The following is a 13,019-nucleotide window of genomic DNA, read 5'->3' on the forward strand; positions in this document are numbered from 1 at the left end:
GTTCAGACCCCCGCCTGCTGGCGCTGGCGCTTCAAATGCCAGGGCATTGTTTTGTAGACGTCCTCGAACATCGTGCGGGCCGAGTGGAACGGCCCCTTGTCGAGGGTGCCGAGGGATTCGGCCTCCTTCCCGGCGGCTTGAACCGTTTCCGTTACCTCCCGGGCCAAGTCCTCCTGCTTGGCCTCCGACCAGATGCCCAGGGCGATCAGGTGCTGGCGCAGCCGGTCAATCGGGTCACCCAGCGGCCAATGGGCGCCGGCATTCTCCGGCCGGTATTTGGCGGGGTCGTCGCTGGTGGAGTGAGCAGCCGCGCGGTAGGTGAACAGTTCGATCAGGGTTGGGCCGAGGTTGGCCCGCGCCCTCGCCGCCGCCCAGTGCGTCGCCGCGAAGACCGCCAGGAAATCGTTGCCGTCCACGCGTAGGCTGGGGATGCCATAGCCGAGGCCGCGCGCCGCGAAGGTCGTGCGCTCCCCGCCGGCGATGCCGTGGAAGGAGGAGATGGCCCAGTGGTTGTTGACCAGATTGAGGATCACCGGAGCGCGGTAGACCGAGGCGAAGGTGAGGGCGTGGTGGAAGTCGCCCTCCGCGGTGGCGCCTTCACCGATCCAGGCCGCGGCAATGCGGGTGTCGCCTTTGATCGCCGAGGCCATCGCCCAACCCACTGCCTGGCTGTACTGCGTCCCCAAATTGCCGGAGATTGAGAAGAAGCCGGCCTCCTTGCTGGAATAGAAGACCGGCATCTGCCGGCCCTTCAGCCGATCGCCGGTATTGGAAAAAACCTGGCACATCATGTCGACCAGCGGCCAGTCGCGGGCAATCAGAAGCCCCTGCTGCCGGTAGGTTGGAAACAACATGTCACTTCGATCGACCGCCATCGCTTGCGCGACGGCGATCGCCTCCTCTCCGGTGCATTTCATGTAGAAGGAGGTCTTGCCCTGGCGCTGGGCACGCTGCATGCGCTCGTCATAGGCGCGCACCGTCATCATCGACCGCAGCCCCCGTACCAGCGTGTCGGGGGCGAGCGCCGGGTCCCAGGGACCGACGGCATGCCCCTGATCATCGAGCACGCGGACCAGATCATAGGCCAGATCGGTCATGTCGGCTGCAGGACAGTCGATGGCGGGACGGCGGGCGGTGCCGGCCGGCGGCACCGTGAGGCCAGTGAAATCGATCTCGCTGCCGGGCCGCTGCGGAGGCTCCGGTACATGCAGACTCAACGGCGCTGGAACAGGCATGGGGGCATCCATGGCAGTCCTTCCAATGGCAGGGGCTGGCATCGGACGCTGTGTCCGAGCGGCGGCGGTTGCTGAAGAATGAGGGGGTGAGGAAGCGGCCCTGGTCGCGCGCCTTCGTGAGTGATCCCCTGCGTCCGATTATACCGTTGGAGCAGCGAATTTTCTTTGCGTTCTAATGCCTCTTGTGGAGAAAGTACGCATCGTTCAATTCGTGTTTTGCGGTTTCGTTGGGAGAATTCATGCAGATCGAACTTGACGCGATCGACCGCCGCATCCTGGCTCTGCTGCAATCGGACGCCCAGCTGTCGAGCGCCGACATCGCCGAGCGGGTGGGATTGTCGCAAGCCCCCTGCTGGCGCCGGATCAAGCGGATGGAGGAGAATGGCGTCATCCGCCTGCGCGCCACCCTGCTCGACCGGAAGAAGCTCGGGCTGAACGTTCTGGTGTTCGCGCAGGTGAAGCTGGCCGCGCATGGCCGCGCGACCCTGCCGGAATTCGAGGAAACGGTGCGCCAGTTGCCGGAAGTGCTGGAATGCTACACGCTGTTGGGGGCCACCGACTACATCATCAAGGTGGTCGCGCGGGACGTCGAATCCTACGAGCACTTCTTTCGCGAGAAGCTGTCCCAGCTTCCGGCGGTGCGTGAAACCAACTCGGCCATTGCACTGTCCGAGATCAAGCATACCACCGCCTTGCCCCTATCCTTGCTTGAAGGACCCGACGGGCCGGCACGGACGGCAAAGGCCCGCTGATGCCTGCGCAAAAGCAGCGGGCTCGATGGTCTGGACCCAAGGATCGTTTCCATCTCAGTGACCCCCTTCCAGATAGGCGGACCGCACCTCCGGGTCGGCCAGAAGCTGCGCCCCGGTCCCCGTCATCGTGATCTTCCCCGTCACCATCACATAGGCCCGGTGCGCCAGCTTCAGCGCATGGAAGGCGTTCTGCTCGACCATGAACACCGTCATCTTCTGTTCCCGGTTGATCTCCTGGATCACCTGGAAGATCTGCTTCACGATCAGTGGCGCCAGACCAAGCGACGGCTCGTCCAGCAGCAGCAGACGCGGCTGGCTCATCAGCGCGCGGCCGATCGCCAGCATCTGCTGCTCGCCGCCCGACATCGTGCCGGCGCGCTGGTTGATGCGCTCCTTCAGACGCGGGAACAGCGTCAGCACCCGCTCCAGCTCGCGGTCGAAGCTGCCGGGCTGGGCGACGATCGAGCCCATCTGCAGGTTCTCCAGCACCGTCATGCGCGGGAAGATGCGCCGGCCTTCGGGAGACTGCGCGATGCCGCGCCGCACGATCTCGTGGGTGGGGAGGTCGGTGATGTCCTCGCCCTCGAAGAACACCCGGCCCTGGCGGGCGCGCGGGCTGCCGCAGATCGTCATCAGCAGCGTCGACTTGCCCGCCCCGTTCGCGCCGATCAGCGAGACGATCTCGCCGGCGCCGATCTCGATGTCGATGCCCTTCAGCGCCTCGATGGCGCCGTAGAAGGTGTGGACGCCCGATACCTTCAGCATGGCTCAGGCCCCCTTCTGGGCAAGGTTCAGGTCCGAGGCGACCTCCGGCGGCAGCGCCTCGTCCTCGTCCTCGCCGAGGTAGGCGCGGATCACCGCCGGGTCGTTCTTCACATGCTCCGGATCGCCGTCGGAAATCTTCCGGCCATAGTCTAGCACCACCACATGGTCGGAAATGCGCATCACCACGCTCATGTCATGCTCGATCAGCAGAACGCCGGTCCGGTGGCCCTGCGGGGTCTGCACGTCGCGGATGAAGGTCAGGATCTCGGCCAGTTCGCCCGACTCGCGCGGGTTCAGGCCGGCCGCCGGTTCGTCCAGGCAGAGCAGAACCGGCTCGGTGCACATGGCCCGCGCGATCTCCAGGCGGCGCTGGGCGCCGTAGGGCAGGTTGCCGGCCTCCCAGTCGGCGAACTCGGTCAGGCGAACCCGGTCCAGCCAGTATTTCGCCAGCTCCACCGCCTCATGCTCGGCCTTGCGGAAGCCGGGCAGGCCGAGCAGGCCGGCGATGGCGAAGCCCGAGGCCCGCATCAGCTTGTTGTGCTGGGCGACGATCAGGTTCTCCAGAACGCTCATGCCGCTGAACAGCCGGATGTTCTGGAAGGTGCGCGCCACCCCGGCCAGCTGGGCGATGCGGTAGCCCGGCATCCGCTCCAGCAGGAACTCCTTGCCCTGCGGGTGGCGCAGCGTCAGCCGGCCGACGGTGGGCGTGTAGAAGCCGGTGACGCAGTTGAACAGCGTCGTCTTGCCGGCGCCGTTCGGGCCGATCAGCGCGGTGATCTCGCCCGCCCGCGCCTCGAAGGACACGTCGTTGTTCGCCACCAGACCGCCGAAACGCATGGTCAGGTGTTCGACGCTGAGAAGCGGCTTGTCGGTCATCGTGGTGTGGGGCATCACGGCGCTCATTTCGCGGCTCCCGCGGCGGGGTTCTTGCCGCCATGCAGGAGGATGGTCGGGTCGCGGTGGGCCAGCAGGCCGCGCGGACGCCACAGCATGATCACCACCATGCCGGCGCCGAAGGCCAGCATGCGGTAGTCGGCCAGTTCGCGGAACGCCTCGGGCAGGCCGATCACCAGCAGCGTGGCCACCACCACGCCGATCTGGCTGCCCATGCCGCCCAGCACCACGATGGCCAGGATGATCGCCGACTCGATGAAGGTGAAGCTCTCCGGGCTGATGAAGCCCTGGCGCGTGGCGAAGAAGGAGCCGGCGAAGCCGCCGAACATCGCGGCGATGGCAAAGGCCGCCAGCTTCATGTTGGTGCGGTTGATGCCCAAGGACGCGCAGGCGATGTCGTCCTCGCGCAGAGCCTCCCAGGCCCGGCCGAGCGGCAGCTTGCGAACGCGCAGCGTGAACAGGTTCACCACCAGCGCGAGCGCCAGGATGAGGTAGTAGAGGAAGACGATGCGGTGCAGCGGCGAGTATTCCAGCCCGAACAGCTCGTGGAAGGCGGCCATGCCCTCGGCCGGGCTGCGGCTGAAGTCGGCGATGCCGAAGAAGCTCGGCCGCGGAATGCCGGAGATGCCGTTGGGGCCGCCGGTGAACTGGTACCAGTTGACCAGGATGATGCGGATGATCTCGCCGAAGCCCAGGGTGACGATGGCGAAATAGTCGCCGCGCAGACGCAGCACCGGGAAGCCCAGCAGCACGCCCGAGCAGGCGGCCAGCAGTCCTGCCAGCGGCAGGCAGACCCAGAAGCTGAGGCCGAAGTAATGGGCGAGCAGCGCGTAGGAATAGGCGCCGACGGCGTAGAAGGCGACATAGCCGAGGTCGAGCAGGCCGGCCAGCCCGACGACGATGTTCAGGCCCCAGCCCAGCATGATGTAGGTCAGCAGCAGGATGCCGATGTCCAGCAGCATGCGGTCGGCCAGCGGCGTCATCGGCAGGATGGCGGCGAAGACCACGGCGACCGGGCCGATGTAGCGGCTGGCGTGCTGCACCTTGGCGGCGATGCGGTCCATCCGCTTGTCGCGGTCGGCCTGGCTCAGCTTGGAGCGGCCGGTGGCCACCGTCATGGCGGCGCGCAGAGCGATGACGCCGCCGCCCAGCACCAGGACCAGCCGCAGCACCTGGGTCGGCATCGGCAGCACCAGCCCGACGCCGGCGCAGATCAGCGCCAGGATCAGCACCGGCAGCGCCATGCCCTGGCGGATCAGCCCGAGGCCGAGGCGGCCGAAGAAGACCAGGAGGAGGGAGGCGATCACCTCCTCCGGCCGGGCTTCGATGCCGAGACCGGTGGGACGGTCGACGGTGCGCAGGCCGACCAGCGGCACGGTCAGCAGCAGGGCGACGAAGGCGGCGAGGCCGGCGTCCTTGACGGTGGCGGCCCAGTCGACGCCGGGGCGCTTGCCGTTGATGTGGAAATGGGGGTGCGAGGGCGCGTGGGAAGGGGTGGTCATGGCGCTTACACCTTCTCGATCTCGGGCCGGCCGAGCAGGCCGGTGGGCCGGAAGATCAGGACGAGGACGAGGATGGAGAAGGTTGCGACGTCCTTCCATTCGGAGCCGACATAGCCCGACCAGAAGGCCTCGATCAGGCCGATGACCACGCCGCCGAGCATGGCGCCGGGCAGCGAGCCCACCCCGCCGAGCACGGCGGCAGTGAAGCTTTTCACCCCGGCCAGGAAGCCGATGTAGAAGTCGATGACGCCATAGATCAGCAGAACCATCATGCCGGCGACGGCGGCGAGTGCGGCGCCCATGACGAAGGTCAGCGAGATGACGCGGTCGACGTTGACGCCGAGCAATCCTGCCATCTTCTTGTCCTGTTCGCAGGCGCGCTGGGCACGGCCGAGCGAGGTGCGGTTGATCAGCATGGTGAAGCCGACCATGAGGACCAGGGTGATGATGATGGTGGCCAGCCGCACGTAGCTGACGGAGACGGCGCCGTCCATCAGGGTGAGGTTGCCGGGCAGGATGGGCTGCAGCGGCTTGGAGCGGGCGCCCTGGAGGATCTGGATGTAGTTCTGCAGGAAGATCGACATGCCGATGGCGGAGATCAGCGGCGCCAGGCGCGGCGAGGAGCGCAGCGGCCGGTAGGCGATGCGCTCGACCGTCCAGCCATAGACGCTGGTGAACAGCATGGAGGCGACCAGCATGATCAGCAGCGCCAGCGGCACCCAGGTGACGCCGAGCGCGCCGATGGCCAGGAAGGTGATCAGTGCGACGAAGGCGCCGATCATGTAAATCTCGCCATGGGCGAAGTTGATCATGCCGATGATGCCGTACACCATCGTGTAGCCAATCGCGATCAGGCCGTAAATCGCCCCAAGCGACAAGCCGTTGATCAATTGCTGGAGAAAATAGTCCATGAAGTCGTCGCCCGAAGTTTGAGGCTCTTTCCGGCCTGAACAAAGGGCGGCAAAGAGCTTGGAGGTCGGGACGGACAGCGCGATGCGCCACGGCGCCGCTCGTCCTGTGTGGGGCGAGCGGCGGGCATGTCCCCGCGTTCGGCGGCCGTGGTTGCGGCTCCGTTCGTCAGGGCAGGCGTGCTGCCGGGATCACTTTAGGGGAGCGTAAGTGCCGTTGTTCCAGGCATAGAGCACGAAGGGCTCGGAGTTGGGATCGCCCTTCCGGTCGAACCGGATGTCGCCCAGCACGGTGTGATAGGTGCCGGCACGCAACGCGGCAGCCAGCTTGTCGCCCTTCATCGTTTTTGCCGCTTTCGCGGCATCGGCCAGCACGTTGACGGCGGCATAGGTGTAGAGGGTGAAGCCCTCCGGCTCGAATCCGGCCGTACGGAAGCGCTGCACCAGATCGGCGGTGCCGGCGTTGACGCGTGGATCCGGGTAGAAGGTGAACATCACCCCATTGCTGGCCGGTCCGGCGATGGACGCGAATTCGGTGGTTGCCAAACCGTCGCCGGCGACGAAACGGGTCTTGAGCCCCTGTTCTGATGCTTGGCGCACCAGCAGCCCGGCCTCGGTGTGATAGCCGCCAAAGAAGACGAGATCGACGTTCAAGGCCTTCAGCCGGGCGACCAGCGACGAGAAATCGCGCTCGCCCTGGGTGATGCCTTCGAACAGCACGGCGTTGATGCCCTGCTTCGCCAATTCGCCCCGCACCCCCTCGGCAATGCCCTGACCATAAGTCGATTTGTCGTGGACGACGGCGATGGTTTGCCCGAGATGGCGGCTGACGATCTGCTTCGCCGCCACGCCTGCGGCCTGGTCGTCGCGCCCGCAGACGCGGAACATGTTGGTCAGACCGCGTTCGGTGATCGTCGGGTTGGTCGAGGCTGGCGTCACGATCACCAGTCCGGCTTCGGCATAGACGCTGGAGGCCGGAATGGTGGAGCTGGAGCAGAAATGCCCGACCACGGCCTGCACGCCGTCGGCGACGAAGCGGTTGGCGACGGCCACCGCCTGCTTGGGGTCGCAGGCATCGTCGGCCACCTGCAGGACGACCTTCTCACCGTTGATGCCGCCGGCGGCATTGAGATCGGCAACGGCGAGGTCGGCGCCGCGCCGCATCTGTTCCATGAAGGAGGCATATTGTCCGGTGACCGGCCCGGCGAGGCCCAGCTTGACGTCGGCCGCCGCCGCCGTCGGCACCAGTGCCGCGATCGAAATGCCGAAACGAAGAAGGTTGCCGCGGAACAGCTTGCGGATGAACGTGTCGGATCGAGACCCAGACTGAGACATTGATCGAGACATGGAACTTCCCCATTCGTTGAGGCGGCATGTTGTTGTGTCATTGCATCCGCCCGCCGGGCCGCATGCGGCGGACGTGTCTCGGTAAGCCCCACCTTGCGGTGTGCCTGATGTTAGAAGGCCAGCACCTCGCGCAATCCGGTGAGATCGGCGAACTCATGGTCCGGCCGGGGCTGCCACGGCCCCAGCCGGTCCTGTGTGCGGTTGATCCAGGCGACCCGCATGCCCAACGGCTTGGCTCCGTCAATGTCCGCCCAGGAGGCCAGCGAGGCGTGCAGGACCTCGCCGGGGGCAAGCGCCAGCCGTTCCAGAGCCAGACGGAAGATGCGTTCCGACGGCTTGTAGGCCCGGGCCATCTCCGCGGTTGTGACGCTGGGGAAGAAGGAGGCCAGCCGGCTGCGCGCGAACAGGTCGCTGTCCATGTTGGTGATTGGCATCAACGGATATTTGGCCGCCAACAAGGCGAGGATCTCCGGCACCTCGGGGTGCGGCGGCGCCTGTTCGACGAGGCCGGTCAGCAGCGTATCGGTCAGGGCAGGAAGCTGGTCCATGTCCACCCGCTCAATCCCGGCCTCGGCCAGCGTGGCGGCCAGCCCCTCGGCGGCGACCTCGCGGTACCGGCGATAGGCGGACGACCGGTAGAGCTGGACGTTGCGCATGTCCCAGTCGAGGTAGAGAGCGGCGGGATCCAAGTCGCCGCGGCCCAGCCTGAACAGCACCTGCGCCATGCCGGCGGTGCCGCCGGCATCGACATCCACCAGCGTACCAAAATAATCGAAGGTGACGGCCTTGATCGCGTCCATTCCTGCTCCTCTTGTCAAGACGACTTGCGTGCGGCGAACCGGGTGACCCGTTCGGCGGCTTCGGGATTGCCGAACGCCTCAATGGTGGCCGCCGCCTCCAAATCCAGGGCACGGTGCAGCAGGTCGGACAGGTCGACGGTCATCAGGCGCTTCAGCCGGCCGGTGGAGAAGCGCGACTTCCCGGCAACCACCGTCGCCAGTGCCGTTGCGGTTTCGAGCAGCGCCTCGCGTGGGACCACCCGGTTGACCAGCCCGAGTTCGGCCAGTCGTGCCGCCGATTGCCGTTCGCCCAGAAGCATCAGCTCCATCGCCCGCTGGTAGCCGACCGCCAGCGGCAGCAGATGCGTCACCCCGCCGGTCACGAACTGGCCCCAGTCCATTTCGGGAAAGAAGGCCTGGAGATCGTCGGAGGCGACCACGAGATCGCAGTTCAGCAGCCATTCGAATCCGCCGCCCACGGCGAAGCCGTGTACCGCCCCCACGACGATCTTCGATCCAAACATCAGGTCGTGGGTGATCTGCTGGATGCCGGCGATGTGGGCGCGGATCGCGGCATCGTCGCGGGTCTGCTGGTCGAACTCCTTCAGGTCATCACCCGCGCAGAAGGCCCGCCCAGCGCCGCACAGCAGGATGACCGACACGTCCGGGCGCTCCGCCGCCTCGGTCAGCACGGCGTGAAGGTCATGCAGCAGGGCGGTGCCGATGGCGTTCATCCGCTCCGGCCGGTTCAGCGTCACGCGGCCGATCCCCGCCGCCACATCGAGATTGACCGTGCTCATGATGCAACCCTTTCGATCCAATCGGTCTTGCCGGCGGTGCGCGGCAGCGTGTCGTGCGGGATCATTGTGACCGAGGCAGTCGCACCGGCCTGATCACGCACCGCCTTCTCCAGTTCCGCCGCTGCCGCGGGCCATGCCGTTTCAGGCAGCCCCTCCGCTGCCTCGACGCGCAGCTGGATGCGGTCGTACGGCCCGGGTCCGACCAGCCGGATCCGGAAATGGCCGGACGACAGCGCCGGCAGGCTGCTGACCGCCTTGCGGACCGCGCTGGGGAAGATGTTGATTCCACGTACGTTGAACATGTCGTCGGTGCGCCCGCTGACCCGAAAGCGCCAGGATGTCCGGCCGCAGGCGCAGCGCCCGGTGCCGGTCACGGTGACGACGTCGCGGGTGCGATAGCGGATCAGCGGCTGGCATTCCTTTTCGATGTGGGTGCAGACCAGTTCACCGACCGTGCCCTCGCGGATCGGCAGGCGATTGCCCTCCGCGTCGAGGATTTCGGCGAACAGATAGTCGCTACCATGGAAATGCAGGTCGGTGGTCGCCTCGCATTGGCTGCCCAGCGTGCTCAGCACCTCGCTGAGGCCGTAATTGGCGTTGCGCACGCCGAAGCCCCAGGTTTCCTCCATGGTCGCGCGGAAGGCGGCGTTGTCCAGCCCGGCCTCGCCGCCGAACAGGCCGAGCCGAAGCCCGAGGGCGCGCGGCGCCGGACCGCCCTCGTCACGCAGAAGCTTTTCCAGCAGTGCCGGGTAGGACGGCGTGCAGGAGATGGCCGTGATCTTCAGATCAACGATCGCTTGGAGAAGCTGCTTGGTGTTGCCGACGCCGAAGGGCACCACGGTCGCACCCGCCGCTTCCAGCGTCATGTGGTCGGTCACGCCGCCGGTCCACATGCAGTAGTTCAGGCAATGCACCACGCGGTCGGTCGAACGGAGTCCGGAGGCATGCATCGCCCGGCCACCGATGGTGGCGATGCGGTCGCAGTCCTGCCGGCTGTTGGCGAGGTTGAGCGCACGGCCGGTGGTGCCGGAGGTGCGGTGCAGCCGGACGATGCTCTGCTCCGCACAGGCCACATAGTCGCCGAAGGGATAGCTGGCCTCCTGGCTGGCGCGGAGATCCTCCTTGTCGGTCAGCGGCAGATCCTGGAGACCGTCGAGCGTCACCGCACGCCCGATGTCGGCGGGCAGCATGCGCCGGTACATCGCCGACCGGTCGGACACATAGTCCCATTGTGCGGCCCAAAGGCGGTCCTGCAGGGCGCGGATTTCGCCGTCGGACAGGGTCTCAAAATCGGGATGGAGAAGATCAGAGGTCGGCATCAGGGCCTCGGTGTGGATGGTGGAAGCACCGGTCAGGAGCCGGAGCGCGCAGCGGCACGAGATTCGGCGCGGGATTCGATGGCGGATTGCGGCAGGATGGCGCGGGCGTGCCGGCCCTGGCCGATCTTGCCGCCAGCGTCTTCCGACCAGACGTTGAACCAGTAGAGGGGGCCCTCGCGCCCTGTGAAGCGGGCGCTGGTCCTCACCTGTCCGCCGACGGGCGTCGGCGCGACGTGCGACACGTCCAGCTTGGCCCCGACGGACAACTCTCCGGGCTGGAGCACCGGGCGCAGCAGGGCGGCGCAGGCGCGCTCCATCTCGGCGATCATTACCGGCGTGGCGAGGACCTGCGGATAGCGCTCATCCGGGTCACGGGCGAAGGCGTCGGCCGTCATCGATGCGTCGACGACGAGCTGCACCGTTTCGACGCGCTCCGGATCCAAGGGGATGATCATACGGGCTGTCTCCAGTTCAGGGGCTCACCCGTCACTAGGCAACGACCGTGCCAAGCTTGGCCGAGCTTGAATAGGAGGCGGACCACTGAACAGAATCAGCCACTTGACCTGCTGTCAGGAGGCCGCACCACTCTACGGGGATACGGTGCCTTAAAAGATTGTAAGAAAACAAAACGTTAGAATATTTTACAATCGTTCAGAATCATGACGGCCTGTCCGCTCCACTGCGTCGCAAGGCAATCCCATACTCGCGAATTTTGCTGTAGAGAGTTGGCCGCGCGATGCCGAGGATTTCCGCCGCTTTGGTTACGTTGTGATCCACATGGCTCAGCGTGGCGGTGATGATGTCGCGTTCATGTTCGCGCAGCGACTTCAGGGCGAGAGACGCGGCTGGAGCCGGTGTCTGCGTCCTTGCGTCGCCGGGTGGATCGAAATGCTGGATTTCCGTGCCCTCGGACAACACGACGAGGCGCTCCAAGGTGTTTTCCAGTTCGCGCACATTGCCCGGCCATTCGTATTCGGCCATCGACCGCAGGGCACCCTCGGAAATGGTGAACACAGACTTGCCGGCGTTGGCCGCGTATTTGCGCAGGAAATGCGTCGCCAGCATCGGGATGTCGCTTTTGCGGTCCTTTAGGGCTGGAATGGCGATTGAGACGACGTGCAGGCGATAATACAGGTCGTCGCGAAACTCCCGCCGGGCGATGGCGTCTTTCAGGTTCCGATTGGACGCGGCGATAACCCGGACATCGACGGGGATCGGCCGCGTGGCGCCGATCCGAGTAACCTCGCGTTCCTGGAGGACGCGCAGCAGCTTGGCCTGGAGATCGAGCGGCATCTCCGTGATCTCGTCGAGGAAGATCGTTCCGCCGGAGGCCATTTCGAACTTGCCTGGCCGCCCACCCTTCTGCGCTCCGGTGAAGCTGCCGGCGACATAGCCAAACAACTCGCTTTCGATCAGTTCGCGTGGCAGAGCGGCACAATTGACGGCGATGAAGGGGGCGTCGCGGCGGTCACCATGGGCGTGGATCGCCTGGGCGAAGACCTCTTTGCCGCTGCCGCTGGGCCCGTTCAGCAGGATGTTCGCGGTGCCGAGCGCCGCCTTACGGGCGTCGCCGATGGCATGGCGCAGGCACTCCGACGTGCCGATGATGTCGTCAAAGGTATAACGCACCGGGCTGCCGGCGATCTGCTGGGCGATCCGCTTGGCGCGGTTGAACTCGCGGAAGGTGTTAACGACGGATTGGACCTTGCCTTGGGGGTCCTTGATGGGAATGGCGGTGTCGATCAGGTGCAGGTGGCGCTGGCCGGAATCGACGATCAGTTCCCGGTCGTAATAGCCGATGCCGGTGCGGAAGATCGGAGCAATGATCGGCTCGAAGTCGAGCAGTTCGGCAAAGCGACGGCCGACGCTCTGCTGCGGGTTCAGGGTCAGAATACGGCCGGCCGGCGCGTTCATGTGGCGGACCCGGCCATCCTCGTCCACGACCAGCAACCCATCGGAGATGCTGTCGATGATGGCCCGTTGCTCGACCAACATGCGGTCGAGATTGCCGCTGGTCTCGACCGCGCTCAATTGGGCGCTGGCACTTTCGGCGCACAGCAGGGCAAGCCCGCTGAGAGTGTCCGTTCCGACCGATGCGTCCGATACCAGCGCAATGGCGCCATGCAGGGCGGTGTTCAAGCCAAACAGAGGTGCGGCGGCAATCGTGGTGTTCGCCAGTCCGGCGCTGACATGCTGCCAACCGTACGTGACCATCGGGCGCCGCTCCCGCAGGCACAGATCGATGGCGTTGGTGCCGATGGCATCCTCCACCGCCGACCGGCCCTCATCCATACCGGCCATGTCCAGCCGTTCGATGAACCTGCGGTCTCCGGTCACGCTGTGAATCACCAGGTCGCTATCGACCAGGACGATGGCGATGGGATGATCGCGGCCTAGGATCAGGCGGATCGAGCCGAGAATGAGCGCGCCGGTGGCAGCGATACTGCCCAGCAACCGGTTTGCCGGCAGGTCCGCCGGATGGTGCTCCGCCGGAGGGTCGAACTCTGTCGATGCCCGGTCCCGCAGCCGCCGCCAGGAAGACAGCACCGCTTCGTCCAGACATCCAGCAGGCAGATCCTCGCCCTTTAGAAAGCGGTCGCGTGGCGTGTCTGCAAAGGCATCTTGTGCCGGCATGGTCGGACCCGTGATAGCGGGGGAGAAGGCGAATGCGATTGCTTTGGTTCGGTGGTGACGATTTCACGCAGATCATAACCCGGC

The 13,019-nt window shown here is 65.9% G+C and carries 12 protein-coding genes; 1 reads left to right on the top strand and 11 read right to left on the bottom strand.

The window, feature by feature from the left end; genetic code table 11:
• Positions 1-2: 2 nt before the first annotated feature.
• On the bottom strand, positions 3-1,235 hold the full coding sequence (locus M5E06_RS17435) for a thiamine pyrophosphate-dependent enzyme (RefSeq protein WP_252139242.1): 1,233 nt from the start codon (positions 1,233-1,235) through the stop codon (positions 3-5).
• 239 nt (positions 1,236-1,474) lie between these two features.
• Between M5E06_RS17435 and M5E06_RS17440 the strand changes: the two genes are divergently transcribed.
• Positions 1,475-1,987 (top strand): Lrp/AsnC family transcriptional regulator, encoded by a 513-nt coding sequence (locus tag M5E06_RS17440; RefSeq protein ID WP_252139243.1) that lies wholly within the window; start codon positions 1,475-1,477, stop codon positions 1,985-1,987.
• Between the two features lie 54 nt (positions 1,988-2,041).
• On the opposite strand, the gene M5E06_RS17445 is transcribed toward M5E06_RS17440, so the two are convergent.
• The 10 genes from M5E06_RS17445 to M5E06_RS17490 form a co-directional block, all read right to left on the bottom strand.
• Positions 2,042-2,752: an ABC transporter ATP-binding protein gene (locus tag M5E06_RS17445; RefSeq protein WP_042696422.1), complete on the bottom strand. Its 711-nt coding sequence runs from the start codon at positions 2,750-2,752 to the stop codon at positions 2,042-2,044.
• A 3-nt stretch (positions 2,753-2,755) separates the two neighbouring features.
• Entirely contained in the window at positions 2,756-3,655 is a 900-nt protein-coding gene (locus M5E06_RS17450) for an ABC transporter ATP-binding protein (protein ID WP_252139244.1), read from the bottom strand.
• Positions 3,652-5,148 (bottom strand): high-affinity branched-chain amino acid ABC transporter permease LivM, encoded by a 1,497-nt coding sequence (gene livM / locus M5E06_RS17455; protein WP_252139245.1) that lies wholly within the window; start codon positions 5,146-5,148, stop codon positions 3,652-3,654. The genes M5E06_RS17450 and livM overlap by 4 nt, the downstream gene beginning before the upstream one ends.
• A 5-nt stretch (positions 5,149-5,153) precedes the next feature.
• Entirely contained in the window at positions 5,154-6,059 is a 906-nt protein-coding gene (locus M5E06_RS17460; RefSeq protein ID WP_252139246.1) for an ABC transporter permease subunit, read from the bottom strand.
• Positions 6,060-6,248: 189 nt separating this feature from the next.
• Entirely contained in the window at positions 6,249-7,403 is a 1,155-nt protein-coding gene (locus M5E06_RS17465; RefSeq protein ID WP_252139247.1) for a branched-chain amino acid ABC transporter substrate-binding protein, read from the bottom strand.
• Positions 7,404-7,513: 110 nt separating this feature from the next.
• Positions 7,514-8,203 carry an HAD family hydrolase gene (locus M5E06_RS17470; RefSeq protein WP_252139248.1) on the bottom strand — a complete coding sequence of 230 codons (690 nt, stop codon included), beginning with the start codon at positions 8,201-8,203 and terminating at the stop codon, positions 7,514-7,516.
• Between the two features lie 14 nt (positions 8,204-8,217).
• Positions 8,218-8,982 carry an enoyl-CoA hydratase/isomerase family protein gene (locus M5E06_RS17475; RefSeq protein ID WP_252139249.1) on the bottom strand — a complete coding sequence of 255 codons (765 nt, stop codon included), beginning with the start codon at positions 8,980-8,982 and terminating at the stop codon, positions 8,218-8,220.
• The gene (locus tag M5E06_RS17480; RefSeq protein WP_252139250.1) at positions 8,979-10,301 is read right to left on the bottom strand and encodes a phenylacetate--CoA ligase family protein; all 1,323 of its coding nucleotides are present in this window, start codon (positions 10,299-10,301) and stop codon (positions 8,979-8,981) included. The genes M5E06_RS17475 and M5E06_RS17480 overlap by 4 nt, the downstream gene beginning before the upstream one ends.
• 32 nt (positions 10,302-10,333) lie before the next feature.
• Entirely contained in the window at positions 10,334-10,756 is a 423-nt protein-coding gene (locus M5E06_RS17485; RefSeq protein ID WP_252139251.1) for a thioesterase family protein, read from the bottom strand.
• Positions 10,757-10,958: 202 nt separating this feature from the next.
• Entirely contained in the window at positions 10,959-12,935 is a 1,977-nt protein-coding gene (locus tag M5E06_RS17490; protein WP_252139252.1) for a sigma-54 interaction domain-containing protein, read from the bottom strand.
• Between the last annotated feature and the right edge of the window lie 84 nt (positions 12,936-13,019).

The organism is Azospirillum sp. A1-3 (assembly GCF_023806445.1).
Classification (GTDB): domain Bacteria; phylum Pseudomonadota; class Alphaproteobacteria; order Azospirillales; family Azospirillaceae; genus Azospirillum.

Excerpts from the sequence above, each read along its gene's own strand:
- M5E06_RS17435 (WP_252139242.1), bottom strand. The coding sequence starts at position 1,235 with ATGCCTGTTCCAGCGCCGTTGAGTCTGCATGTACCGGAGCCTCCGCAG.
- M5E06_RS17440 (WP_252139243.1), top strand. The coding sequence starts at position 1,475 with ATGCAGATCGAACTTGACGCGATCGACCGCCGCATCCTGGCTCTGCTG.
- M5E06_RS17445 (WP_042696422.1), bottom strand. The coding sequence starts at position 2,752 with ATGCTGAAGGTATCGGGCGTCCACACCTTCTACGGCGCCATCGAGGCG.
- M5E06_RS17450 (WP_252139244.1), bottom strand. The coding sequence starts at position 3,655 with ATGAGCGCCGTGATGCCCCACACCACGATGACCGACAAGCCGCTTCTC.
- livM (WP_252139245.1), bottom strand. The coding sequence starts at position 5,148 with ATGACCACCCCTTCCCACGCGCCCTCGCACCCCCATTTCCACATCAAC.
- M5E06_RS17460 (WP_252139246.1), bottom strand. The coding sequence starts at position 6,059 with ATGGACTATTTTCTCCAGCAATTGATCAACGGCTTGTCGCTTGGGGCG.
- M5E06_RS17465 (WP_252139247.1), bottom strand. The coding sequence starts at position 7,403 with ATGTCTCGATCAATGTCTCAGTCTGGGTCTCGATCCGACACGTTCATC.
- M5E06_RS17470 (WP_252139248.1), bottom strand. The coding sequence starts at position 8,203 with ATGGACGCGATCAAGGCCGTCACCTTCGATTATTTTGGTACGCTGGTG.
- M5E06_RS17475 (WP_252139249.1), bottom strand. The coding sequence starts at position 8,982 with ATGAGCACGGTCAATCTCGATGTGGCGGCGGGGATCGGCCGCGTGACG.
- M5E06_RS17480 (WP_252139250.1), bottom strand. The coding sequence starts at position 10,301 with ATGCCGACCTCTGATCTTCTCCATCCCGATTTTGAGACCCTGTCCGAC.
- M5E06_RS17485 (WP_252139251.1), bottom strand. The coding sequence starts at position 10,756 with ATGATCATCCCCTTGGATCCGGAGCGCGTCGAAACGGTGCAGCTCGTC.
- M5E06_RS17490 (WP_252139252.1), bottom strand. The coding sequence starts at position 12,935 with ATGCCGGCACAAGATGCCTTTGCAGACACGCCACGCGACCGCTTTCTA.